The sequence below is a fragment of the Bacillus sp. 522_BSPC genome, from assembly GCF_001076885.1.
Lineage (GTDB): Bacteria > Bacillota > Bacilli > Bacillales > Cytobacillaceae > Niallia > Niallia hominis.
The window spans coordinates 20,076-44,885 of the sequence record NZ_JVDT01000118.1 but is presented as its reverse complement, the minus strand read 5'-3'; the positions used below and the strand labels follow the sequence as shown (position 1 = coordinate 44,885).

25 protein-coding genes are annotated in these 24,810 nt (G+C 32.1%); 1 reads left to right on the top strand and 24 read right to left on the bottom strand.

Going from position 1 to position 24,810, the window contains the following annotated elements; all coding sequences use genetic code 11:
* Positions 1-93: 93 nt before the first annotated feature.
* From ADJ83_RS09200 to ADJ83_RS09150, 11 genes are all read right to left on the bottom strand, one after another.
* Positions 94-1,227 (bottom strand): glycosyltransferase, encoded by a 1,134-nt coding sequence (locus tag ADJ83_RS09200; protein ID WP_048717627.1) that lies wholly within the window; start codon positions 1,225-1,227, stop codon positions 94-96.
* Between the two features lie 68 nt (positions 1,228-1,295).
* Positions 1,296-2,549 carry an O-antigen polymerase gene (locus ADJ83_RS09195; protein WP_048717625.1) on the bottom strand — a complete coding sequence of 418 codons (1,254 nt, stop codon included), beginning with the start codon at positions 2,547-2,549 and terminating at the stop codon, positions 1,296-1,298.
* The gene (locus ADJ83_RS09190) at positions 2,546-3,469 is read right to left on the bottom strand and encodes a glycosyltransferase (protein ID WP_048717623.1); all 924 of its coding nucleotides are present in this window, start codon (positions 3,467-3,469) and stop codon (positions 2,546-2,548) included. The genes ADJ83_RS09195 and ADJ83_RS09190 overlap by 4 nt, the downstream gene beginning before the upstream one ends.
* Before the next feature lie 52 nt (positions 3,470-3,521).
* Entirely contained in the window at positions 3,522-4,421 is a 900-nt protein-coding gene (locus ADJ83_RS09185; protein ID WP_048717621.1) for a glycosyltransferase family 2 protein, read from the bottom strand.
* Positions 4,422-4,433: 12 nt separating this feature from the next.
* Positions 4,434-5,720: a flippase gene (locus ADJ83_RS09180; protein ID WP_048717619.1), complete on the bottom strand. Its 1,287-nt coding sequence runs from the start codon at positions 5,718-5,720 to the stop codon at positions 4,434-4,436.
* Between the two features lie 22 nt (positions 5,721-5,742).
* Positions 5,743-6,276, bottom strand: a complete 534-nt coding sequence (locus ADJ83_RS09175; RefSeq protein ID WP_053094369.1) for an acyltransferase — start codon at positions 6,274-6,276, stop codon at positions 5,743-5,745.
* Positions 6,277-6,298: 22 nt separating this feature from the next.
* Complete coding sequence (locus ADJ83_RS09170) at positions 6,299-6,928, bottom strand: sugar transferase (protein WP_204375764.1); 630 nt, start codon at positions 6,926-6,928, stop codon at positions 6,299-6,301.
* 70 nt (positions 6,929-6,998) lie between these two features.
* Complete coding sequence (galU, locus tag ADJ83_RS09165; protein WP_048717615.1) at positions 6,999-7,883, bottom strand: UTP--glucose-1-phosphate uridylyltransferase GalU; 885 nt, start codon at positions 7,881-7,883, stop codon at positions 6,999-7,001.
* A 158-nt stretch (positions 7,884-8,041) separates the two neighbouring features.
* Positions 8,042-8,806, bottom strand: a complete 765-nt coding sequence (locus ADJ83_RS09160) for a tyrosine-protein phosphatase (RefSeq protein ID WP_048717613.1) — start codon at positions 8,804-8,806, stop codon at positions 8,042-8,044.
* A gap of 121 nt (positions 8,807-8,927) precedes the next feature.
* The gene (locus ADJ83_RS09155; protein ID WP_048717611.1) at positions 8,928-9,635 is read right to left on the bottom strand and encodes a CpsD/CapB family tyrosine-protein kinase; all 708 of its coding nucleotides are present in this window, start codon (positions 9,633-9,635) and stop codon (positions 8,928-8,930) included.
* The gene (locus tag ADJ83_RS09150) at positions 9,622-10,368 is read right to left on the bottom strand and encodes a YveK family protein (protein ID WP_048717609.1); all 747 of its coding nucleotides are present in this window, start codon (positions 10,366-10,368) and stop codon (positions 9,622-9,624) included. The genes ADJ83_RS09155 and ADJ83_RS09150 overlap by 14 nt, the downstream gene beginning before the upstream one ends.
* A 231-nt stretch (positions 10,369-10,599) precedes the next feature.
* Between ADJ83_RS09150 and ADJ83_RS09145 the strand changes: the two genes are divergently transcribed.
* Positions 10,600-11,406: an SGNH/GDSL hydrolase family protein gene (locus ADJ83_RS09145; RefSeq protein ID WP_048717607.1), complete on the top strand. Its 807-nt coding sequence runs from the start codon at positions 10,600-10,602 to the stop codon at positions 11,404-11,406.
* Positions 11,407-11,796: 390 nt separating this feature from the next.
* On the opposite strand, the gene ADJ83_RS09140 is transcribed toward ADJ83_RS09145, so the two are convergent.
* The 13 genes from ADJ83_RS09140 to ADJ83_RS09085 all read right to left on the bottom strand — a co-directional run bounded on the left by ADJ83_RS09140 (position 11,797) and on the right by ADJ83_RS09085 (position 24,750).
* Positions 11,797-12,012, bottom strand: coding sequence for a helix-turn-helix domain-containing protein (locus ADJ83_RS09140; protein ID WP_031536208.1), 216 nt, complete (start codon positions 12,010-12,012; stop codon positions 11,797-11,799).
* The gene (locus ADJ83_RS09135; protein WP_048717674.1) at positions 11,993-12,331 is read right to left on the bottom strand and encodes a lasso peptide biosynthesis PqqD family chaperone; all 339 of its coding nucleotides are present in this window, start codon (positions 12,329-12,331) and stop codon (positions 11,993-11,995) included. Before ADJ83_RS09135 ends, ADJ83_RS09140 begins: the two co-directional genes overlap by 20 nt.
* Entirely contained in the window at positions 12,318-13,253 is a 936-nt protein-coding gene (locus ADJ83_RS09130; RefSeq protein ID WP_048717605.1) for a hypothetical protein, read from the bottom strand. The genes ADJ83_RS09135 and ADJ83_RS09130 overlap by 14 nt, the downstream gene beginning before the upstream one ends.
* Positions 13,254-13,365: 112 nt before the next feature.
* Positions 13,366-13,503: a paeninodin family lasso peptide gene (locus tag ADJ83_RS25190; RefSeq protein ID WP_152910808.1), complete on the bottom strand. Its 138-nt coding sequence runs from the start codon at positions 13,501-13,503 to the stop codon at positions 13,366-13,368.
* Between the two features lie 17 nt (positions 13,504-13,520).
* Entirely contained in the window at positions 13,521-15,467 is a 1,947-nt protein-coding gene (locus ADJ83_RS09125) for an asparagine synthase-related protein (protein ID WP_048717603.1), read from the bottom strand.
* Positions 15,468-15,613: 146 nt separating this feature from the next.
* Positions 15,614-16,981: a sugar phosphate nucleotidyltransferase gene (locus tag ADJ83_RS09120; RefSeq protein WP_048717601.1), complete on the bottom strand. Its 1,368-nt coding sequence runs from the start codon at positions 16,979-16,981 to the stop codon at positions 15,614-15,616.
* 28 nt (positions 16,982-17,009) lie between these two features.
* Entirely contained in the window at positions 17,010-18,827 is a 1,818-nt protein-coding gene (locus tag ADJ83_RS09115) for an ABC transporter ATP-binding protein (protein ID WP_048717599.1), read from the bottom strand.
* A 1-nt stretch (position 18,828) separates the two neighbouring features.
* Positions 18,829-20,010, bottom strand: coding sequence for a nucleotidyltransferase domain-containing protein (locus tag ADJ83_RS09110; RefSeq protein ID WP_048717597.1), 1,182 nt, complete (start codon positions 20,008-20,010; stop codon positions 18,829-18,831).
* The gene (locus ADJ83_RS09105) at positions 19,988-20,479 is read right to left on the bottom strand and encodes a lasso peptide biosynthesis B2 protein (RefSeq protein WP_048717595.1); all 492 of its coding nucleotides are present in this window, start codon (positions 20,477-20,479) and stop codon (positions 19,988-19,990) included. Before ADJ83_RS09105 ends, ADJ83_RS09110 begins: the two co-directional genes overlap by 23 nt.
* Positions 20,467-20,781: a PqqD family peptide modification chaperone gene (locus ADJ83_RS09100; protein WP_082169256.1), complete on the bottom strand. Its 315-nt coding sequence runs from the start codon at positions 20,779-20,781 to the stop codon at positions 20,467-20,469. The genes ADJ83_RS09105 and ADJ83_RS09100 overlap by 13 nt, the downstream gene beginning before the upstream one ends.
* 9 nt (positions 20,782-20,790) lie before the next feature.
* A complete protein-coding gene (locus ADJ83_RS09095; protein ID WP_048717590.1) occupies positions 20,791-21,999 on the bottom strand; it encodes a glycosyltransferase family 4 protein in 1,209 nt (402 codons plus the stop codon).
* An 18-nt stretch (positions 22,000-22,017) separates the two neighbouring features.
* Positions 22,018-23,199 carry a glycosyltransferase family 4 protein gene (locus tag ADJ83_RS09090; protein WP_048717588.1) on the bottom strand — a complete coding sequence of 394 codons (1,182 nt, stop codon included), beginning with the start codon at positions 23,197-23,199 and terminating at the stop codon, positions 22,018-22,020.
* A 36-nt stretch (positions 23,200-23,235) separates the two neighbouring features.
* Positions 23,236-24,750: an oligosaccharide flippase family protein gene (locus tag ADJ83_RS09085; protein WP_048717586.1), complete on the bottom strand. Its 1,515-nt coding sequence runs from the start codon at positions 24,748-24,750 to the stop codon at positions 23,236-23,238.
* Between the last annotated feature and the right edge of the window lie 60 nt (positions 24,751-24,810).

Genomic DNA, 24,810 nt, shown 5'->3' with positions numbered 1-24,810 from the left:
TCAATACCTTCAAGAAGAAAACTATGAATAGAATATTCATAGTTTTCTTCTTGAATTTTAAATACTAAGCAAGCTTAAATAAATATAAGTTCTCTATCTTCTTAAAATTTGCCTATACGCTTCGTATGTTTTCTCTGCGGCCATATTCCAAGTATATTTATTTTTAATGAGTCTTATGAATTCATTATTTTTATAATTAAATTCTATAGCATTATCTATAGAACTTCTTATTGAATCATAATTAGATGGATCACAGTAAGACACCATATTTCCATAGTACTCTTGTGTATATCCCTTTTCAGTCATTACAATATTAGAACCCATTGCTCCAGCTTCTAAACCTACTAAACCAGTTGTTTCGAACCAACTCGGTAAAACTGTAACTCTTGCTAATTTATATGCAGAAAATAGTGCCTCTTTTTCCAATTTACCCAAATAGAATAAATTATTATTATCATTAATAAGATTTAAAAATTCTTTTATATATTTTTTATGCTTATTATTAATACCACCTACAAAAACTACCGGATAGTCGCAACCTTTTAATGCATTTATAAGAGCAACTTGATTTTTTCGAGGCTCTATTCTAGCTGGACATAATATGAACTCCTTTAATTTAAATTTTTCATAAAAAACATCTTCAGATATATTCAATAATTTTTCATCAAGCTCTACTCCATTAGGTACAACTAAATAATTCATATTGCGCATGTCAAAATCATTTTCTAATTCTTTATATTCCATTTCAGAATTAGGAAGAAGAATAGTACTATTTTTTAACACATACCTTTGCATATGAAAAAAACCTAATATTATTTGCTTTACGACAGAGTTATAGGTTTTAGGATATCTCATACTATATGATATTGTTTTGAGTAGTTGAAAAAAGTTCTCGTTACTAATCATCTTTCTTATTAACTTCACCAATCCTTCTACTCCATTCTTTTCATAATTGGCAATGTCACTCTTACTATGATGAATTGTAGAAAATACAATAGGTTTATTAAATTTAACTGCATTGCGACATTGTTCATACGTCTCATGAATTCTAGTGATATTAAACAAATGAACTATATCATACTTTTCTAAGTTAGGATGTAATTCTGTTGATATATCTACCTCAATACCGTATAATTTTTCTAAATACTTCTTAGTATTAACCATCTGTATGGTATCGCCACCTAAATTATTAAAAGCATCAATTCTATTTTGCATTAAAATCTTCACTTATTTTTTCACCTCTTTTATTTAAACTTATAATTACTAGTAAAATACTTTCAATAATAACATCACCATCATTTTTTTTCTTCATTTATTTTATAACTTTTATATAAAATAAAATAAATAATATAGATAATTAAATAAAAAATTATACCTAATACTAAGCTAACAAAATAAAGATATCCCTCTACAAAAAACTGAAAAGGTTTTACAACAATTGAGGATATGAAAAAATAATCTATAAAATTTATTCTAATTTTATTCATCGTTTTAAACCTAAAATAAGTTATTATGGTTGAATATAAAAAGACAAATATAACCATGTAAAGAATACTGTTATGAGTAACAATTAATTCTAGTATTAAATTATTGACTGGTCCATTGTAGGTACCTGGTTCTAGCCCTGTTAACAAAAAAACAAAATAGTCCGCAGCGGAATCAAAATCATTCTTAATACCCACTACTTTCAAAAACGGTGCAAAATACCAAATAAGCATTGAGAGATGATTATTACTAACTTCATATTGAAAACTATTAAGCATTATTAACTGATCAAAACTCAAAAATAACCTATTATATAAAATATTTAGTGCCTCAATAGAACTATTTCCAGTAACATAAGATGCATAAAATGGAGTAATTATTATAAAAAATATTGAAACTAGCATCAGTGCAATGAAATACTGTCGCTTTATCTTTAATCCAAATAATTTATATACAAATATTATATTTGTAAATAATAATACAATAGTTAGAAAGGACGCTTTATTTGCTGTTAATATAAGAGATAAAAACACTATACCTAGTGACATTTTAGCAATATTCTTCACTCTATGATATTCTGACAGAGTTAAAGCAATTGGGCTAAAATTCACTGCATAATATAACCAAGTTAATATTCTATTTCCATCACTTACTTGATAACGGTTCTGATAACCTCCGTTAATTAACGGAATGTTTCCTGTCATTAAAAAGTTAACTACAAAATTTAATATAATAACAATAAAAATGGAGATTGATAATGTTAACTGTAACTTATAACTTATTGATAATTTTTTATTCTCATATAAGCTATTTGAAGTTGTTTTATCAAATAAACTACCTATAAAAACACCTAAGAATAGTGCAATCAAACAAAAGATTATTTTATTATAATATATACTATTATTAGGCTGAGTTAAAATGCCAACAAATGAAAATGAATATATTATCAAATAGATGTTAAAAGGATCAAAAAAACCTTTAATTCTTCTTTTAAAAATTACAATTAAGATTACATATAATAAAATTGAATAACCACCATCAAGTAGCGAGAAAGTGAATTTCATTTTATTTTCTCCACTCTCTTTACTAAAAGACTGTCTAGCAAACTTTTGTAAGACATGAGCCTGCATTTATTAATTAATCTTACTGATTCATTATTATTATTAAAAATATCAAGTAAATTAACTACTATAAGTTTTGTAATAGTTATAGAAAATAGCTTTATTTTTTCAATAGTTGTAGTTGCTCCCATAGCTTTACTTATTCCTTCATTTATATACCTTTTTTTAATCCACTCTTTAGTTAATCGTTCTTTTGAGATAAAGTGTTTTACTTTCGCTTTAGGACAATAATAAATAACTCCTAAATCTTTAATTTGAGAGAATACCCAACTCTCTTCACCGGAAATTAATGAATCACCTTTTCTACCTAAATGTATAGGGAATTCTATATCTTTAAAAACTTCTTTTCTAAAAGCCATATTTGCACCCATAGGTAATCGTTTAGAAGGAAACGGTATTTCTTTTTCCCCAAGATTTAATATTGTGAAAAGAGGTTCAATGTCTTTTGATAACCAACTCGGTCGATCAATTTCAAAATTAGGTTCAATGGGGCCACCAATAGATTTAATATTGGGATTATTATCAAAAGTTTCAATTATAATTTTAGCCCAGTCTTCACTTGGGATGGCATCGTCATCTAAAAATGCAATATAACTACTTTGAGATCTCACAATACCAGTATTCCTTGCATATGACAATCCTTGATTTTGTTCTAGAATGTATATTAAATGATAATCCAAAATCTCTTTACATTCCGAAACTATCTCTTTTGTATTATCGTTTGAATTATTATCTACAACTAACACTTCAATTTCATTTGAATCAATAGCTTTTAATTTATTTATAGACATTAATGTTTTCATTAATAACTCGCATCTATTATAAGTACAAATTATAATAGATAACTTTGTATCGTTTTTCAAAATATTCCTCCTTCCCTTTCTCGGCTAATTATTTTAAATATGAATTATAAATTTATTTTGCTGTTTTAAAATACTTATTATACATGAATAGACCATCAAACAATCCTTTTGATATCGTTTTTATACTAATAGCATTAAGCTTATTCAATTTAATAAATTGAAATATACCTCTAATAACAGATATAAAAATTCTTATTTTCTCCTTTTTTGAAAAGGAGGTTGTTTTAAGTAGCCATATCTTATTTCTAACTTCATAATAATAACGTGCACCAGCAGATTCTATTGGTGTATATTTAACCTTAGTTTTGTGTTTGACAACACTCTTAGGTACTACAACTCCGAATTCATTCTTTAGTATTCTTGACGTATACTCCAAATCATCGTTCCAAATAAAATATTCCTTTATTGGTAAACCGTATTGTTCTATTAAACTTCTATTAATTAATAAAGAAACAAATGAGGTTGATCTTATACTAATACAACCGTTTCTTGCTGCCATGAACAGTTTTTCATTATCCCTATTTTTTACAGTTGGTAAATTCATTGGATGAAGAGTACCATCTATCCAGTTTACTCTACTTGCTAAAAGAAGAGGCTTCATTGTATTTGAAAATTTATCTTTAGTCTCTATTAATTGCTCAATGCAATCTAATTCTGGAATGGTATCATCATCTAAAATCCATATCCACTCATACCCTTTTGTCTTAGCATATTTAAGACCTTCATAGAATCCACCTGCTCCTCCAACATTTTGCTCTAAAGGTAGTATAGTAACTTCATCTTCGGAGTATCTACTTCTAATTTCAGAAATAGTATTATCTGTACTTGCATTATCTATAATAATTATTTCATCTAGGCTTAATGTTTGGCTAAGTAATTTATTTATACATTCCATTAGCAATTGTTTTCTGTTATAAGTTACAACAATTGCGCATATTCTTTCTACACCCATTACATTTCCCCCTTAACAATTTCTAATTTCGCTATCTGCTTTATTAAAATAACTTATTCCTTTATACTTCAAGTACATCATCATAAATAATGCTACCAATAGTTCAGAGAAAAGAGCTCCAAAACCAGTACCAAAGTAGGTATATTTAGGAACTAGGGTAAAGGCTAACAGAATATTGACTAAACTACCAATAACTATAATTGAAGAAAATTGTTTATGAAACCCAAGAGGCAACATTGTTTGAGTTCCAAAAATATTACTTATAGCTACTAAGAATGGTACAAAAGATAGAATCTTCAAAATCTCTATTGAACTTTTGTATTCTTCACCATAGAAAATATTAATTATTGTGCTACTAAAATTAAATATAGTAAAACTAAATACTAAAGATAAACAAGTTACCAAAATTAAAACTTTTTTCAAAAATCTTAATCCCTTAATTTTTGATTCTGAGAAAAGTTTATTTACATGTGGAAAAATTGATTGACCAATCGGAGTTATTAAATTATTAACAGTATTTATGAGTTTTTCAGCTGCAGAATAATAACCAACAATTGTAGTACTTGTGAAAAGACCAAGGATAAATGTATTACTGATTGTATAAATACTCACAGAAATCGTTGAAAGAAATATAAACCATCCCTCCTTTAAGTGATATATCAAGGAGGAATATCCAGGAAATCTTAATTTCACTTTATATTTAAAAAATATAATATAAAGTGAAATTAAACCTACTATACTTTGTCCAACTACATTTAAAATAGGAACCCACAAATAATCATTTTTTGATTTCACAAAAATAAAAATACCAATTGTATAGAATATTTTAGAAAGTAGATTTAAAAAGGTTATATACTTCATCTTTTCTATACCCATAAAAAACCAAATCGGAAATAATACATTAGATAAAACTAACCCAAAGCTAATTAAAAAGAGCATTTTATCTTCGGAAAATTTCTGTATATTAGAAATAATCATAATAACAATAATGAAACTTAATATCAAAAATATCCCCTTAATTAATTGGACTGAGTTAAAGATGTTAGAAATTTCATCTTTATCTTCATTACTTTTTGCAATTTCTTTTGTTGCTGATAAATTAAAACCATAATCTGTAAATAAAACAAAATACTGAATAAACATTTGACTAAATATAATTAAGCCATATTTGTCAGGACCTAATACTCTAACTAAATAAGGTAATGAAATTAATGGAAGCAACATATTCGTTGCTTGGACTAGAGAAAGAGAAAAAAAGTTTTCTACTAATTTTTTATGTTTTTTTTTTAAGAGTTCCAATACAGTTCTCTCCTCAATCTATTTACTGTCTCTTTTTAATAATTTTTGAAGGTACCCCTGCAACAACTGAATAATCTGGTACATCCTTTGTAACAACAGAGTTAGCTGCTATAACACTTCCTTTTCCTACTTTTACACCATCTAAAATAACAGCTCCTGTTCCAATCCAAACATCATTTTCAATCATTATACCCTTTGTAGTTAAACCTTGCTGTTTCATCGGCATATTAATATTGTCGAAATTATGATTTGCTGCTACAACTCGGACATGAGTTGCAATCATGACATGATTACCAATTGTTAATCCACCACTTCCATCTAATAATGAAAATGCACCAATAAAAGAATTTTCTCCAATTATTATTTTCCCAGCACTTGATCCAGCATTTAAAATGACAAAATCATCAATGAAAGAAAAATCACCTATTTTAATATTATAATTATTTCGTATTAATATTTTTTTTATTTTAACCCCTTGCCCTAACTCTAATCTATATTTTAGTGAATAATAAAATGAACGTAGAATTAAAAAAATTTTTTTTAGAGCATTTTTCATTATAGAGCACCACACTATATTTTTAATATGCACCTTTCCTTTTTAATACTATCCCTATAGTTTGAATAATTATTTTAGTATCTAATAATAACGATTTATTGTATACATAAAACATTTCTAGATCCACTCTTTCCGGATATCCAACATCGCTACGCCCACTAACTTGCCAATAACCAGTTATTCCGGGTTTAACTGATAGAAAGTCATTTGCACTATTTTTATACTCTCTGAGTTCATCTTCTACTATTGGTCGGGGTCCAACTATACTCATTTCTCCTTTTAAAACATTTATTAATTGAGGAAGCTCATCCATACTTGTTTTCCTAAGAAACCTTCCTAATTTTGTTATCCTTGGATCTTCATTGGGTTCTAATTTATAATTATTCTTCAAATATTTATTATACAGTTCTTTATTAGATTTCAGCTTTTCATCAGCATTCACTATCATCGATCGAAACTTAATAATATAAAATAGTTTTCCACTTTTCCCATATCTGTGTTGTTTAAAAAAAAGGGGACCTTTGGAATCACCAAATAAATAAAAGATACTAACTAATAAAAAGATTGGTGCTGTAATTACCAATCCCGTTAAAGCTCCAATAATATCTATTAAACGCTTAATAAAGATAAATACAAGAGAAGTATTGTTTATTTCAACCTTAGAATTAGTAAGATGTAAATAAGAATCAGTTTTAACCTCGGATCTAGTTTTGCTCACAATTTCACCCCTTAATTAATATTCTATTTAGGATACTTTGTAGATACGTTATGATTTCTTCTCTAAATTCTTCTTCCATAACAGCAAATTCAATTGTTGTTTTAATAAAACCAAGTTTCTCTCCTACATCAAATCGTTTTCCTTCAAAATCAAATGCGAAAACTTTTTGAAATTCAGTTAACTTCTGAATTGCATCAGTTAACTGAATTTCACCACCAATTCCTACTGATTGTTCCCCCAAAAAATGGAATACTTCCGGTTTTAAAACATATCTTCCCATTATAGCAAGATTAGAAGGAGCAGTCCCTGGTTTTGGTTTTTCAACAAAACTTCTCACTTCATAAAGACGATCATTATTAAATTTCGGATCAATAATACCATAACGGTGAGTTTCATCATCGTTCACTTTTTGCACTCCTATTACAGAAGAGTTTGTTGCTTCATATTTATTAATTAACTGTTTAAGTGATGGTACATCTGCTTGTACTATATCATCACCAAGTAATACTGCAAATGGCTCATTCCCTATAAATTTACGAGCACTCCACACTGCATGTCCTAGTCCTTTTGGTTCCTTTTGTCTAACATAATGGATATCCGCAAGTCTAGAAGCATGTTGAACTTTTTCTAATAGATCATTTTTCCCTTTCTGCTTTAAGTTATTTTCTAGTTCAATCGAAAAATCAAAATGATCTTCTATTGCTCTTTTCTCTTTTCCTGTCACGATAATAATTTCCTCTATACCAGAATCAATAGCTTCTTCAACGATATACTGAATGGTAGGTTTATCTAAAATTGGCAACATTTCTTTTGGTATTGATTTGGTAGCTGGTAAAAATCTTGTTCCTAATCCTGCTGCAGGAATAATAGCTTTTCTTACTTTTTTCAATTAATTGACCCCCAATAATAAAAATAATTAGTTGATTTTGAGAAAAGTAAAAAGTGTATCAGCATACATTACTTTCTAAAAAACACTAATATCTTTTTAAGATAAATCAGAATACATGCAATTACGTAATACAACTCTATGTTATCGGTATTTCATATCTAAAAAATACCTAAAAAATTTTTTCTCTTAATCCGTTCTGGTACTTCTTTCATAATAATATTATCACGAACAAGAATTTCTGAATTTTCTAGAAACAAATACACATAACCCATACCAAATCTCATTTCTATAAGATCATATGCCTTTTTCATCATAAAAGTTCTATTATAAATATTATGAGCATCCGAAGCCACAAAATGAGTTAAATTATGTTCAATCAACTTCTCCGAAAACTTCTTCACATTCTTCCCAAAATAACCAGCCACACTAGAAGCTGTCACTTGTGTCAACGCGCCATTCTTCACAAACTGATAAAGAAGATCAGGTTTCTCCTGCAATTCTTTATTTCTCTCTGGATGAACAATAATTGGAATGATTCCCTCTGTTTGTAGTTCATACAGCAATCTTTCTGCATATCGTGGAACAGAGGAAGAAGGAAACTCAATGAAAAGGTATTTTGTATGATTAAGCGTGAGAATTTCTTCCTTATAATAATCTTCTAACACTTCTCCATAAATTCTCACTTCCTGTCCTGGAAGTATCGTAAGAGGTATATTTTCTTGTTTTAAAACGGTGTTTAAGTCATTTACTTTTGTAAGAATAGAAGATTTTCGATTACTGAACTTGTTATTCTTATGATGAGGTGTAGCAATAATCGTTGTTATTCCTTCTTGAACAGCCGCTCTTGCCATCACTACGCTATCTTCTATTGTCGCTGCCCCATCATCAATCCCAGGTAATATATGACAGTGAATATCAATCATTACGCTACACCTCTCTATTTTTAGTAATCTATTATTATTTCCCTATAACACTTCAAAAATAGTAACATTGAACTACTGATTCGTAAATAGCGAAGATTGTCGAATCTCGTCTACTTACTTGTTAATTTGTTCCATAGTAATAATAGTCACCTTTTTTGTCCGCTTTTTTATTATTAAGGACAACTCCTAATACTTTCCCGGAACTTGCTGATAGCTTTTCTTTTGTTTTCAAAACCTCTTCTTTATCCGTTTTCCCACTACTAACTACTAATATACTTCCATGACAAAGATTAGCGAGCACTTGTGCATCTGTAACGGCTAATACTGGTGGTGTATCAAATAGGACAATATCAAACTCCTCGAGTGCTCTCTCTAAGAAATGGTTCATCGCACGGGATCCCAGTAGCTCAGAAGGATTTGGTGGGATTGGACCACTAGGTAAAACATACAGATTCTTCTCTTCATTTTCATGAACAGCTTCCATTAACCCTAACTGATTAGTTAAGACTGATGTTAAACCTGATGTATTGTTCAAGTTAAATGTGTAATGAACGGTTGGTTTACGTAAATCAGCATCAACAAGCAGGACTGTTTTTCCTTGTTGCGCAAAAACAATTGCTAAGTTCGCTGCTGTTGTTGATTTTCCTTCTCCTGGTCCAGAAGATGTCACTAAGATAGAACGTATCTCTTCATCAATACTAGAATAAAGAACATTTGTACGAATTGTTCGATATTGCTCAGAAATAGGAGATCTCGGATCATACTTTGTTATAAGTTTTCTTCTATTTAAGGCTAAACCGCCTTTTTTTGCTCTCTTACTTGCTGCCAAGTAAATCCCCCCTACTTCTTCCTTTTTGAGCGCCTCTTAACTTCGCTTCATGGCTTTCATCAATGGTTGTAATGGCGCCTAACACTGGTAAATCTAGTAGTTTCTCAATATCTTGTTCTGTTTTTACTGTATTATCTAAGTATTCTAGTAAAAATGCTAAACCGACTCCAATCATTAACCCTACTACCGCTGCAATCGCAATATTAAGTGGTGGGTTTGGACTGATTGGCGCTTGATTTTCTTGGTCCTCTGCAAGTGGCAATACTGTCACATTGTCAATGGACATAATATTTTTAATTTCTTTTTCGAACACTTCTGCCGTTTTATTGGCAATTTGCAAAGCTACTGTTGGATCAGCATCTGTAACAGATAGAGTCATTACCTGCGAATTTTGCGCACTTTCCACAGTAATCTTACTATTCAATTTTGAAACACTCATATCTAAATTCAATTCTTCTTTTACAATATTTAAGATAGCCGCACTTTTTAGAATCACACTATATGTGCTAATCATTTGTACGTTTGCCTGTACTTCACCTGAATTAATGACAGCTGATGATTCCTCTTTCTTTTGGTTGACAAGAATTTGTGTTGAAGATTTATACTCCGGTGTAATAATGAAATAACTTACTATCCCACTTACAATCATTGCGATTAAAGTGATGGAGATAATAAGGGCAAATCGTTTCTTAAGTGTGTCGAATAATTCTTTTAGACTAATCGTTTCTTCCATGACTTCCTCCTAGAAAAATATAAAAAACTAAAAATATTATATCATATATCATTGCATATATTGTCATTTCTTGTCATAATTTTAATAGATTTGAATTACTACGTTTATTACTATACCAATTAATTGACATTTTTCCTATCTTTTTTTTATAAAAGGGATAAGTTTCCTTCATACTTGTAAATTATCGGTATACTTAAATAAAACGATTATACTGAATTCCTGGAGGTTGAAATGAAAGCAGCTATTCTATCTATTCTTTCTATTGTTCTTGTTGTGGTTCTTATTATTGGAAATATTCATTGGAATATTCGGGGAGATAGTCCTTTATCACCGATTCACGAAACACACGATTCAACGGTTTCCCAAGAAAAAAGTTCTAATCCAGAGAGCTACTTTAGCCTTGATTACTATATGGGCTTTGCTAAATCTTGGCCAGAACAAGCGCAACAAGTATTAGAAGCGAAATTATCAGACAAAAAGGCGTTTCATATTTTACTAGTTGGCTCAGATTCGATTGGCGATCAAGAGTCTGGTTTACTTACTCCTTTAAAAGAAGCATTGTCCAGTAAGTATGATCAATATGTAACCATCGACAGTATCGTTTATGACGGAACTACTTCCGATTATGTAAATGACGAAGAGTATGAATCTCTAATTGACAAGAAACCAGATATGGTTATCTTTGAGCCATTCTTATTACATGATAATGACAAAGCAGTAAATATTTCTACAACATTAACGAATATCAATAAGGTCATTAAAGAAACCAAGGATTCGTTGCCTGATGTTACGTTCGTTTTAATGCCAGCACATCCATTATATGAAGCCAACCTCTATCCTATGCAAGTCAGTGATCTAGAGAAATATGCCGAAGCGGAAGAAATTCCCTATTGGAACCATTGGGAAGCTTGGCCAGATCGTAAGGATGAAAAGGTTAAAGATTATTACAAAAAACTACCTGGCGATAAATCGATTGCGAATGAACAAGGGTTTGAAGTTTGGAGCGAGTATTTAGCTGATAAGCTTATCTCCGAGTAGTACCATCATTCGTTCTTTAACTATATATATCGATTCCTTACTAAGCGAGTGGTTACTCGCTTTTTTTATTCATTTGTTTTATATAACTACACGACTTTTTAACATTTTATATGGAAGCGTTATTTTATTTCTTCTATTATATATATTCTTTTTTCCATATTAAATTTATTTATGTCCACCCTCAGACTAAAATGGAAATAGAACATACTAAGAGGTGTTTAAGGGTTAGAAAAATTCGACTAATTATTTCAAAATAGAAATTTGGACAAATAAAAAAGATGCATCTCCCTGTTCGAAATAAGGAGATGCATCTTTATAATTAGTTAAATGGAAGAATAGGATAACTTTGAACATCAATATGTAGGCAGGAGTAAAATTTTTTATCATCGTTTATATGTCTTCCTGTTTAAATTCATCACTGATTAATTGATCCACCGTTATTCCTAATCTCTCCGCTACTTTTTCCAAAAACTGAAGAGATGGATTATTTTGTATACCTCTGTCTAGATTACTTAAATAGGTTTTTGATACTCCCGCTTCCTTTGCTAATCTGGAAATGGAATAGCCTTTTCGTAACCGCAAATATTTAATTCTTTCCCCAATCATTGACTCTCCTCTTCTCCTTATTTATTATTTTTATCAGCCCTTCTTTTTTTAATGTAAGTAAGAATGATTGTACTTGTTTTTGGCATTCTTCTTGGGTTATATCATATTTGTCTAATAACTTGTTCACTAACTTTTCTATTGTAATGGGATCCTTTATTATTCCCCAAATATCTCCACCGATTACTCCTAGGTTATAGTATTTACTATTTGCTACACTTAGCATTACCTTTTCACCATTCATGTCACTTACTATTTGACCTGGTGTCTGCTCCACTGTACTGGTCATTTCAATAGTTATTTTTGTTTTACTCACTATTATTACCTCCATTAACCGTATGTAAAATCCATTCTGCTATATCATTTGCTGTAAAGCGTGATTCTGGCCTGATAATCTGAAACATTTTAATGGAATCTGCTAGTTTAGATGTAGTGGAAAAATGCCAGGGTAGTAAGTCTAAAGGTTGAAGAAATATATTTCGAAAGGTGTGAATATAAAGAGTTTGTAGTCTCTCTAAATTTAATACCTCTTTGTATTTTATCTCCTGTCTTCTTTCCTTTTTTAGCTCAAAAACTCCTGCTAATGGAAGAGAGCTATTCTCAAATTGAAAGGAAATAGGTACACTATATTTTTCTTCTCTATAGGCAATTGTTTGATAGTTATCGACGTTCATATCAAAATTTTTTAGACTCTCCAGCCATAATTTTTGGTTTGGATATGAAGGCAAAACTATAGATTCTTTAGCTGTTGTTTCCTTTAGGGGAATAATGTCATCACTAATTAATTTATAGCCTCTTTCCATAAATGCTCTTGCTAAGGTTGATTTTCCAGCACCACATTCTCCCACTATCGCATAAGCTTTCCCATTAACACTGATAGCGCTACCATGCAAAGGGAGAATACTTCTTTGCATAAGGAGTGCTCCCATGCAAGTACCTAGCAAATAAAGACGAATTTCATCTTGCTTATTATTCGCTAATGGAGTGATATAGATATACCTCCCCTTCTCTATCAAAAAGATGGCAATGTTTGGCGCATAGAATAATACAGAGTCTTTATCAAATACGAAATGGCTATTAGGATTGGAAGTGGCTAACCATTGTTCTTGTAAATCTTTTTTTAAGATAAATATGTCTGGTTTTGATCGATTATCTATTTGTTTGCTTAATTCCGGTAGATGAAATTCGCTATAAATAGTAGAGCCAAATGCGAAATAATGATAGATAGTTTGGATAGTCGTCATAGTTCCCCCCATTTCTCCCTGTTTTTATACAGTAGAAAAGCCTCTACCTTCTAAATAATAGGAAGTGAGGCTTACATCATAAATTGAATTTAATATCGATGGATGGTGTTTATTAACTCCAGCCTAGATCACCCCATGCAGTTCCAGCTGGATACGTATTATCTAACGAGTTGTTATCAAATGTGCTAGCCATTGTTTTACTAACTTCTAACACTTCTAACTTAGGTTCTTTCCATTCTAATTTCTCCATTATATACTCACCTCCTTTCAGGACATTTTCTTCATAAAGCGAAATAGAATAATACTTCTCATTAATATTCGTATATCTGCATCCACTGCAAAATCTGTTCTAACTCCCGATTTTGCTTTATTCCAACCTTTTATTACTGCTTCTTTGTTCATATATGACCAAATCTCTTTATCCTTTAGCATATCTTGTGCTTCTTGTAGAAATGAACTCCATTGAGGAATCATTCTGTGGACCCAATCTGTTCCCTGCACACCCCTTACTTGTTGATTTAAGCGGACTTTGTCTGGAAGATAGCCCTTTGTCGCTCTCCGAATAAGCCCTCTATCCATCCCATTTTGAACATACTGATCTTCCGGTATGGATAGACAATAACGGATAACTCGCAAATCATTTGTTGGATCGCGACTGATTATTCCATACTTTAAAGACAGCTTTCCAGAAAATGTATTAGTAGCATTCCAATGAAACAAGTCATCGAAATGTCTTTTTCTATGTTCATATGCGTTATTGCTCAAAAACCAGCCTGTTTCGCTTATTCCAAATAATCGCATACGGTCATAAACTCCCATTTTCTCTGCAAATGCTGGATGAACAAGCGGAGAAACGCCCTTAGAAATCGCTTTATTTTTACTAAGAAGAGATGGAGGGAGTATTTCCTTTATTACCATGTTAGCAACTCTTCTTCTTGGTCGTTTGATCAGTCTACTATAACTAGTAATCTCTTGATAAAGCTTTAGCCAATTAAGCTGTTTTAATAATCTTGGAAAGTAATCCTGTGCTGATCCCCAAGAAATAGATAAATTTCCTCTATTACCATTTAATAAAATACCAATATCCTGTTTTTTTGCCTCTTCATAAATTCCGTTGATCCAAAAAGTATTTTCAAAAAATTTATAAGGCATTTCCAATGTATCCAAAAATGTATCGATATCTGAATAGGAATCTTTTCCTGCAAAATCTAAATAATGATTCTCTAACCCTCCAATGAAATCCACCGTTTCTTTAATAAATGGTGTTTCATTGGACAGTAGACTCTTCGGCACGAATGGTTGAAAATCCTTAGGCGGTATATAGCTATATGTTGTTAAGGTACCATTCGACTTTTCTTTTAACTTATTGGCAGCAATACTTACCACTGATCCAGAATCCAATCCCCCACTCAATTGGGATCCAACTTTCTTAAAGGTACGTAATCTTGCTTCAATAGCTGTTTGATACACATCCATAAATGCATCGACATAGTCTTGGCTATTCTTGTATCTTATTGGTTGTATTTCTTGACTTAGTTGACTATACCTAAATTGTTTCAGATAACCACCTTCAACCATTAAATAATGAGATGGTGGTAATTGTGCTATTGCTTTATAAGGTGTAATTGCGACATTCGCTACATCCACAGCAGCAGAAATAGCTAAATACTCTACCAGCCATTCCTCGTTTAATTCTTTTCTCACATTTGGTAGATTTAATAAAGGCTCCATTGTTGTTGAAAAGGAAAAACGCCCATCTTGATCGTTATAGTAAAGGGTTCGACTACCAGAAAAATCTCTTGCTGCAAAAAGCCTCTGTTTTGTTTTATCCCAAATAACAAAGGCAAAATCACCAATCAAATACTTAGGTGTTTCTTCTTGCCATTTTTCGTAGGCAAGGAGTATGAGCTGACTATCTGTAACATCTTTCCTATCATGAGCATCTATTTTTAATTTACTTATTAGTTCCGTTCTATTATCAATAATTGCGTCTGCGGTAATGACTAATTGTCTTTTCGGATCATAATAAGGAAGTTTTTCACCAATCGATTCAGGGGTAATCCATTGAGCATGGCATCCCATAAATATATGATCCATTGTAAAAACCTGAATATCATCAGCAGGAAATTGCTGGAACCCACTCATCATTAAATGAATATGTTCATCTGATACATGTTCATTTTTTTTATTATAAATACCAGCAATTGCACTCATTTTTTATCTCCATCCCTATAATTGATTCTTTATTAAGAACGTGGTGTTATGAAAAAAAGACCTTATAACAAAACGGTTCTTAATAAAGAACATATCATGTTTTTTATTACTATTCAACAAGAAAAATAGCGTTTTTGCTATTTTTTTTACTTAACGGTCATTTCCTTGATTATTTCTTCCCATTCAAAAGAAAAACGATAGATATCTTCTTCCACTAATTCACTGCCTGTTTGAACTTCAATGATTTCCATTGTGCTTGTCGCCCTTAAAGCATGTTTTGTACCTAAGGGAATATGGATAACATCTCCTGCACGAATATGTCGGAGTTGATCATCGATAACTAGAACTCCTTCTCCTTTAATCACTGTCCACACTTCACTTCTTTTATAATGAACCTGATAACTGAGATTTTTTGCCGTATCTACACATATTCTCTTTGTTAAAACTTCATTCCCTTCCTTATACTTCGTATGCTCTAAAACTTTATACCAGCCCCACCTTCTTTCTTCATACATGGGGCGTTCTTCTAGACCTTTTAATATTTCTTTCACTTTTGGACTAGATTCTTTTTCTGTTACAAGAATACCATCTGGACTAGCAGCTACCACTACATTATCCAGACCAATTAATGTAATAGGGATATCCAGTTCATTTACAATATGGGAATTTATTAATCCATTGCTGACATATCCTCTTCCATTAATTGAATCTCTCATTTCTTCTGTTAACGTATTCCATGTCCCCAAGTCTTTCCAATATCCTTCATAACTTAACGCGATGATTTTGTTTGCCTTTTCTACTACTTCATAGTCAAAACTATTTTTGGGCAACAAATGATATTGATTTAGTAATTGTTCATAGTGGATAGGGATTCCTTTTTCGATCAATATATTGAGAATATATTCTAAACAGAAAGCAAATACACCACAATTCCATAGTGCTTGATCTTCCATTAATTCTTTAGCCACTTTTTCGGACGGCTTTTCTTTAAAGGAATCCACATGCATATAGTCACTTCTTTTATCTCTAGACGGAACAATATACCCATATTTTTCAGATGGATAAGTTGGTTTTACACCAAGTAATGCAAGTTCTGCCTCACTCTCCCTTAATCGATCTTCCATCTCTCTTACTTTCGTGAAAAATTGATCTTCTACATATGGATCCACTGGAAGCATAACCACTACCTCGTTCGGACTACAACCTTTAATGGAATATAGATATACAGCAGCTAATGCAATGGCTGGAAAGGTATCTCTTCTTTCTGGTTCCACCACGATAGGGACATCATAACCTAACTGGGTGTGAATCATTTCTACTTGTGATTTACTGGTGGCTATAAGAGAGTCTTCTACGAGATTATTTTTAGCAAGCTGCCCCCATACTCTTTGAACCATGGATTCCTTTTCTCCATCCTCATTTGATAATACTTTGAGAAACTGTTTGGAGCGAGCATCGTTTGATAATGGCCATAGGCGTTTTCCTGAACCACCTGATAATAGGACTAGTTTCACTATATCCCCCCCTTTTTATAAAAAGGAGCTAAGCTAATGTTTGGTTACTAGCTAACTCCTGTGTGATTAACATTCTTCTTAATGGTCCTTTTGTCTCTGATAAGACTCCATATTCCCCTGCCTGTATGACACTTCCACCCTCTAGCACGACAACTTGGTCGGCATTTCTAATCGTAGATAAACGATGGGCAATAACAATGATTGTCATCGTCCCTTTTAATCGATCAATTGCTTGTTGAATTTTCCTCTCATTCTCGCTATCTAACGCACTTGTTGCCTCATCAAGTACAAGAATGGTTGGTTTTCTGAGAATTGCTCTTGCTAGGATAAGACGTTGGCGTTCGCCGCCTGATAGCCTAATCCCTCTGTCCCCAATAATCGTATCTAATCCTTGAGGCATTTTTCGGACAAATTCATCCGCTGCAGCAAAGGTTAATGCATTCCATAAGTCCCATTCACTTGCATGTGGGGCAACCATTTGCAGGTTCTCTCGAATACTGCTGTGAAATAAAAAAGGTTCTTGCGCTACATAACTGATGGTGCTCCTATATCCTAATACAGTCTTTTCTGTTAAGGGGTCACCATTAACGAAGACTTTCCCCTCTTCAGGTTGTAATAAGCCCATTACAATATCTACTAACGTAGTTTTTCCTGCCCCTGAAGGTCCAACGATTGCTGTCGTTTTATTCTTTGGAAAGGCAATATTTATATTAGAGAGCGCCCAATTATCCTGTGCCTGCTTATATCTATAGGATACATTTTTGCATTCAATGGCACTTTCTAAATGAAATGATGGCTTAGATGGCAATTCTTCCATTTGTGAAAAATCCCATTCCTGCTCTTTTCTACATTCCTTTTGCACTTTCAGTAAATGATTTAATGCAGGAAACATCGTTACAATTTGTTCTATACTACTTTGAATAGAGGAAAATTTCGGCCATAATCTAGAAAAAATCAAGATAACAAGAATCATTTTTTCTGGTGGAACTTTTATAAAGGAAAAAGAAACATATACAAAAAAGATAATTAAAAGTCCTGCTGCTACCCTATATATAAAGGTTGACTTTGAATTCAGTTTGACTAGCTTCATGACATTTTGATGTATACGGTTAGACATAGATTGAAACCATTCATTAAAGGAAGATTCCAGCCTATTACTTTTCATATCTTTCATTCCATTGAATTGCTCTGAAATTCCGCCAAAGTAATTAGACATTAATTCGGTCGTCTCTTTGCCTAATACTTTGGAACCTTTAACAAACTTTCTCATATAAATGGCGATGACTGCACCGCAAATCATTACCACTATCGTTAATGAAGGTGATAATAGAAATGCAAGAGTGACTTGCACAATCGTAAAAAAGACAATGCCAATTAATTGAATAATGCCATGTGTTCCTATTCCTACTCTTGATATTTCAGTTGTTAAGATGTAGTTAAAATCTGACTTTCTTTTTTCCAGATAATATTCCCATTTGGCTTTTATTAATGATTCATAAGTTTCTACTCGTAAATATCTAATAAAGTTCTGTTGGATTTCTGTATTCAAAATCGTTTGGTATCGCTGTAGCAAAGCTTGCCCTGTTAATAACATAAAATAAAGAACTAAAATAAATGGCAAATTAAGAGTAAAAGGTAACTGTTCCAGTCCTTTCACTAATACATTTAATGGGAAAACATTACTAATAGAAGCTTCGAATAATCCTATGACTGCAAGCATTGGGACGAGCAAATAAATACTAATACCTTCTATTGCACTTATAAAAATGCTGAGAAAAATGTTCATATAGATTTTCGGCCCCGTAACCATTTTGAGTTTCTTTAAATAGATTGTTAAATTCCTCATTTTATAGTCTCCTGAATGAAACTTTTTGTTTTATGATAACTCTCCATAGCCATAGGAATGGTCTTAGTGGAATGTAAAGAAAATGAAGAGCTAACGGTAAGGGCAGAACTTCAGCATCCCAGGAGTTTGCAGCAAATTTGCGAACAAAAAAATCTAATTTCTGGGCAAATGGCTTTATTTCAAACAAATACTTTATACCTTCTTTATCCCATTCCTTACTTGGTGGATGATAAAAATCAATTCTTTCTTTTATAAAAGTGAATGCTTTTTGTGCGAGCATTTTGGATCGCTTGTTTATCTTTATCGAGTAGGAAACAGATATTAATTTTGTTCTCTCTAATAAATGAACTGTCTGTTGAAATAAAGGAAAAGCCTGATATTCACTCACCCTTAATGGATTTTGGACTAGTTCGGGATTATTTTTTATCATTTGCATGATATCCGTCAACCACCGAATGCGAAACCAGCCATGACGCGCACCATGTGTAATAAGATAAAGGAATAATGTTTCTTCATCTAAGGTATAAATAGGTTTATCTGTTATATAAACTGTTTTTCTATTATTCCATAATTCTTCAAAGCTTGGTTCCTTACTTGGACCAGGGTGCAATCTCCAATGAACCTCTACTTTGCAGTTTTTCTCTTTATGAAGGAATTCCAAATGATGATTCCGCTTTTGCCAATCCTTTAACTTTCTCGGAGGTTCATATTCCAATTGATATCCTTTAGATTGTAGAATACTCCTTGTACGTTCTAGTTCATGAAAAGGAATCAATATATCTAGATCATTTGACGTTCTGGAGGACAGATCTCCATATAACTGATAGCTAAGAGCTGGACCTTTCAACATTATTACACGTATATTTTTAACATAAAACGCTTTATTTATATCATCCATCTCTTTCGATAAAATCAACATCTTAAAAGTATTATTTACATATAATTGATGTATTTGTTCTTTCACTTTCATTGGTAAAAAAGTAGAATCTTCTCTCGAAAACTTTAAGTAAATGGTAGGATATACTTTATGAAAATAAACTAGCTTTATAAATTCCTGCCAATTTATGATGGCATGAAACGCTTCTAATAGATTGCTTACATCATTACGATCATTTAATAGCTTCAGTAAAAATTGAAGTTCCTTCGAACAATTATCTAGATTAATCTCTTGATATTTTATCAAAACTTCCACCTCTATTTTTTCGTCCACCAGCAAACTTATTGACAACAGTAAAGTTCTGTTTAGCGTCAGCACCCGTTACATATAAAGAACCACTACGCACCCAAGCATGTGCATGCATTATTCCTTTTGTATCTCGAGCAATCCCTAAGTATAAAGTCGTTTCAATGTTTCTTCTGTTTAACATGCGAGTAGCAGCAATTGCTTGAACCAGACAGGCACTTTCCCATAATGTATATCTACTCATGGTTTGAACAGCAAAGGATACATCCTTAATCACTTTTTCATCTTGACTAATTATTACCGGCGGCGTCTCCAAAGATTCTTCCCCCAAAGTAGGAGCAACTTTTTTAAATGGCAAAAGCTTTAAGTACCTCCCCCTTGCCAAGAAAAAAAATGCCTCTATTAGTAGGCATTTTTGTTTGAAATCTAGTGTTATCCATTTTTTTATTATGCGGATCACTCTATACATCCTTTCAAATTCACCAATTCCAATAACTCATCTTCTAACAATTCCTTTATAAAGAGTTCCACCTGTTCTTCACAGTCTTCTTTTGAAACGTCATATTTATCCATTAACATGGAAATAATTTGTTGTTTACTAATCGGATATTGGCAATATTCCCAAATAATCATCCCAATTTCTCCGAGTTTATAATAGATATTCCGTTTATCATTCCAAACATATTGTTGATTTCCTACTTCTTTTAATACACTTTCTTTATTTCCTTGATAAGTCATTATTCCACTAATTTCCTGCTTAATTACCATCATTATCCCTCCCTAGCCAATTGCTTTCTTCTTAGCCCAGTGAACATCCGTTATGGAAAATGATTTAACATTCTCGTTCATTAAAGAATGCTTTTGAATTCGATTGTATTTTTTAGCAAGCTTGTCATCAATGAATTGTTTAAAATCCTCTCTAAATCTATCTGGTGAAAATTTCAATGCATGATTTCTACAATTAGAAGGATTAAAGGAAATTTGTTCAAATTCCTCAACTGCCTTTTTAATAGATTGGGCTGTTTGTTCATAAAAGAAATAGCCAGTTGGGTTTTCTGATTCCATATATCCCTTCACTGTTTCAAGCGAACCGCCTTTCCCATATGCAATGACTGGTGTACCGCATGCTTGCGCTTCTAAAGGGGTAATACCAAAGTCCTCCTCTGCTGCAAAGATAAATCCTTTTGCTCTTTGCATATGATCTTTTAATTCTTCAAATGATTGATATCCCATCATGCTAACATTTGGACCTGCTTTCGATTTATTTTTTTTAAAATCAGGCCCATCTCCAATCACAATCAATTTTTTATCTGGCATGAGCGAAAATGCCTCTACAATTGTATCTATTTTTTTATAGGGAACCATTCGGGAAGCCGTTAAGTAGAAGTCCTCTTTTTCTGGATGAAAACTAAAGGCTGATACATCTACTGGTGGATATACCGTTTGGGATTTTCTTTTATAAACCTTCCAAATTCTTCTTCCAATAAAATCAGAATTAGACATAAAAAAATCTACACCATTCGCTGTCCGATAATCCCAATTGCGAATCTTGTGTAGAAGAAATCTTGTTATATATCCCTTTAATCCTTTATCCATTCCTGATTCTTTTAAATATTGATGTTGAAGATCCCATGCATAGCGAATCGGCGAATGAACATAGGAAATGTGAAGCTGATCAGGTCCGGTTATTACCCCTTTTGCCACAGCATAAGAGCTGGAGATAATTAGGTCATATTTCGATAGATCAAGTTGTTCAATTGCTAATGGCATAAAAGGTAGATATGCACGGTATTTGCTTTTGGAGAAAGGAAGCTTTTGAATAAAAGTGGTGTTCACTTTCTTATTTTGAATAAAATGCCGATCCTTTTCTTCTAAGTAATCGACCGTACTGTATAGATCTGCATCTGGATAAATCTTTAGTATCTCTTCCAGTACTTTTTCCGCCCCATTATAAACTACCAACCAATCGTGGATAATTGCCGTTTTCAAGAGAATACCTCCTTTTTATTATGCCTTTCTTTTCATTTTCAGCCATTGTTCTGAAGTTACCTTATTAACCATAACCCTTTCTTTACTCCAAGCATTTATTTTACTATCAATAAAAGCTTTAAATTCTTTGCGAAAACGTTCATTAGAAAAAAACAGGGAATGATTTCGACAATCGATCGAATCAATATGGATATGCTCAAACTTTTGGACAGCAGCAGCAATCGCTTCAGCATTTTGTTCATAGAAAAAGACACCTGTTGGATTTATGGATTCATTGTATCCTCTCACCGTCTCTCGAGACCCACCCTTTCCAAAAGCAATAACAGGTGTACCACATGCCTGTGCTTCTAACGGAACAATTCCAAAATCCTCTTCTGCCGCAAAAATAAAGCCTCTCGCCCTCTGCATATGATCCTTTAATACTTCAAAAGGCTGGTACCCCATCAAAATAACATTGGGTCCAGCCTTTGCTTTAATTTTCTTATAGTCCGGTCCATCTCCAATGACAACCAGTTTTTTGTCTGGCATTAAAGCAAAAGCCTCCACGATGGTATCTATCTTTTTATACGGTACCATTCGTGAGGCTGTTAAATAAAAGTCTTCTTTTTCTTCCCTTAATGTAAAAGCAGATACATCTACGGGAGGATAAACTGTCTTTGCTTCCCGCCGGTAGGTCTTCCAAATTCTCCGTCCGATAAAATCAGATACACACATAAAAAAATCCACACCATTTGCTGTTCGATAATCCCAGTTACGAACATAGTGTAGAATGTACCTTGTTATCCAACTTTTTAAGCCTTTATCAAGTCCAGATTCATTTAAGTATTGATGCTGCAAATCCCAAGCATAACGTATTGGTGAGTAGACATAAGAAATATGCAATTGATCCGGTCCAGTAATCACTCCCTTGGCAATAGCATGCGAACTAGAGATGATTAAATCATATTTTGATAGATCCAGTTGCTCGATTGCTAAAGGCATGAGTGGTAGATAGTTACGATACTTCTTCTTTGAGAAAGGAAGCTTTTGTATGAACGTTGTTTTGACCTCTTTATTTTGAATAAAATGCCTATCTTTTGCTTCTAGATGTTCGACTGTGCTGTAAAGGTCTGCATCGGGGTAGAGTTTGAGTAGTTCTTCTAGTACTTTTTCTGCACCGTTGTAGACTACTAGCCAGTCGTGGATGATGGCTGTTTTCATGAATTGCCTCCTTTACACTTCTTAATTGTATTGCTATCAACTTGCTCTTTTCGGAACAAAACGTTTCATAGGTATTATAATCATATTTTTTTCGCTTTTATTTAAAAAGAAGAAATACATAATTACTGCATAAAAAACACTTATTACCATAGAAAATATTAATATGTCTACAATAGAAGTAACGATGACAAATGATTTTAGTACAAATCCTACTATACCAATTATTATCATAGGGACAAAGAGTATTCCCACTTCTTTATAATAACGTTTCATCTCTATGCCTATTTTGGAATAATAAAAATTCATGACAATTGTATTAATCATTTTCCCAATGACTGTTCCAATTGCAACACCAATAATTCCATACATCTTTGCTAGCGGAATACTTATTATTAAATTGAATACAGCAACAACTAAATAGAGTTTTGATTGAAAAGAATGTAGATTCTTTGCTTGTAAAATGGAAGTTGCTAACACTTGAACAACTGGTATAAATCGAGAAGAGATAACTAGTAATATAATCCAATATGCCATTGAATAGTTTTGACCAGCCCATATTAAAATAAATTCATGACCTACTAATGCAAAGCCAGTTAACACTAAAGCGGCTAAAATAAACTGTATTCTCGATATCTTAATAAACAAATTTGTTATTTCATGATTACTCTCATTGTGTGAAACCATGCGTACCATTTTGGGTAAGAAAAAACCACTTAGCACCATTGTCAGCTTGGAATAAATAGTATTTATTACTTCAGCCACATTATAAATAGCAACTGCTGCAGCGCTCACTAAAGCGCCTAAAATAAACATATCTGTCCTTGTATAAATAAAATCAGCTAAGCTTGCTATAAATACCCATATGGAATATGCAGTGATTTCTTTTAAAAGTCGGAAATCAAAGGTATACAACTTTATTTTCATCTTTAAAACAGCAAAACAATAATATATATCCACTAAAGAAAGAAGAAAATTTACTATTGTTATTACCACTAGCACCATAACGGACGAGTATCCTAATAGTAAAATAGATAAAGTCACTAGCGGATTCGTAATAAAACGTAAAATATTTAATAGGTTACTATAAATAAACTTTTCATGGGCGGTTATTATTCCACCAAATAGTTTTAATGGAAAAGATATGCCTAAATTAATAGAAACAATTTGAAGCATCAATTGAAATCTTGCTAATTCCTCTCCATTCAGACCATTAGAAAAAATGATATCCGCACCAGCAGCAATGACCATCCCACATATAAATACAACCATACCAATAAAGGAATAAAGGATTAAAAACATGGCATTGATATTATGATATTCCTTCAGTTGATTTTTTTCCCGATAGCTTGCTACATACTTTACTATGGCATTAGAAAAACCAAAATCAAAAAGGATTAGCATATTCATTACTGACAGCGCTAAAGAATACAATCCATATTCAGATTGACCAAATAATCTCAAGGTTATCGGTGTAATCAACAAACCTGTTATTAAACTAATAAACGTATTTGTATAGGATAAAACTACACCTACTTTAATCTGTTTATTCAAGGACTTGCCCTCATTTCTACGTAAAATACACTAAAAACAGCTAAATTGTGTTATTAAAAA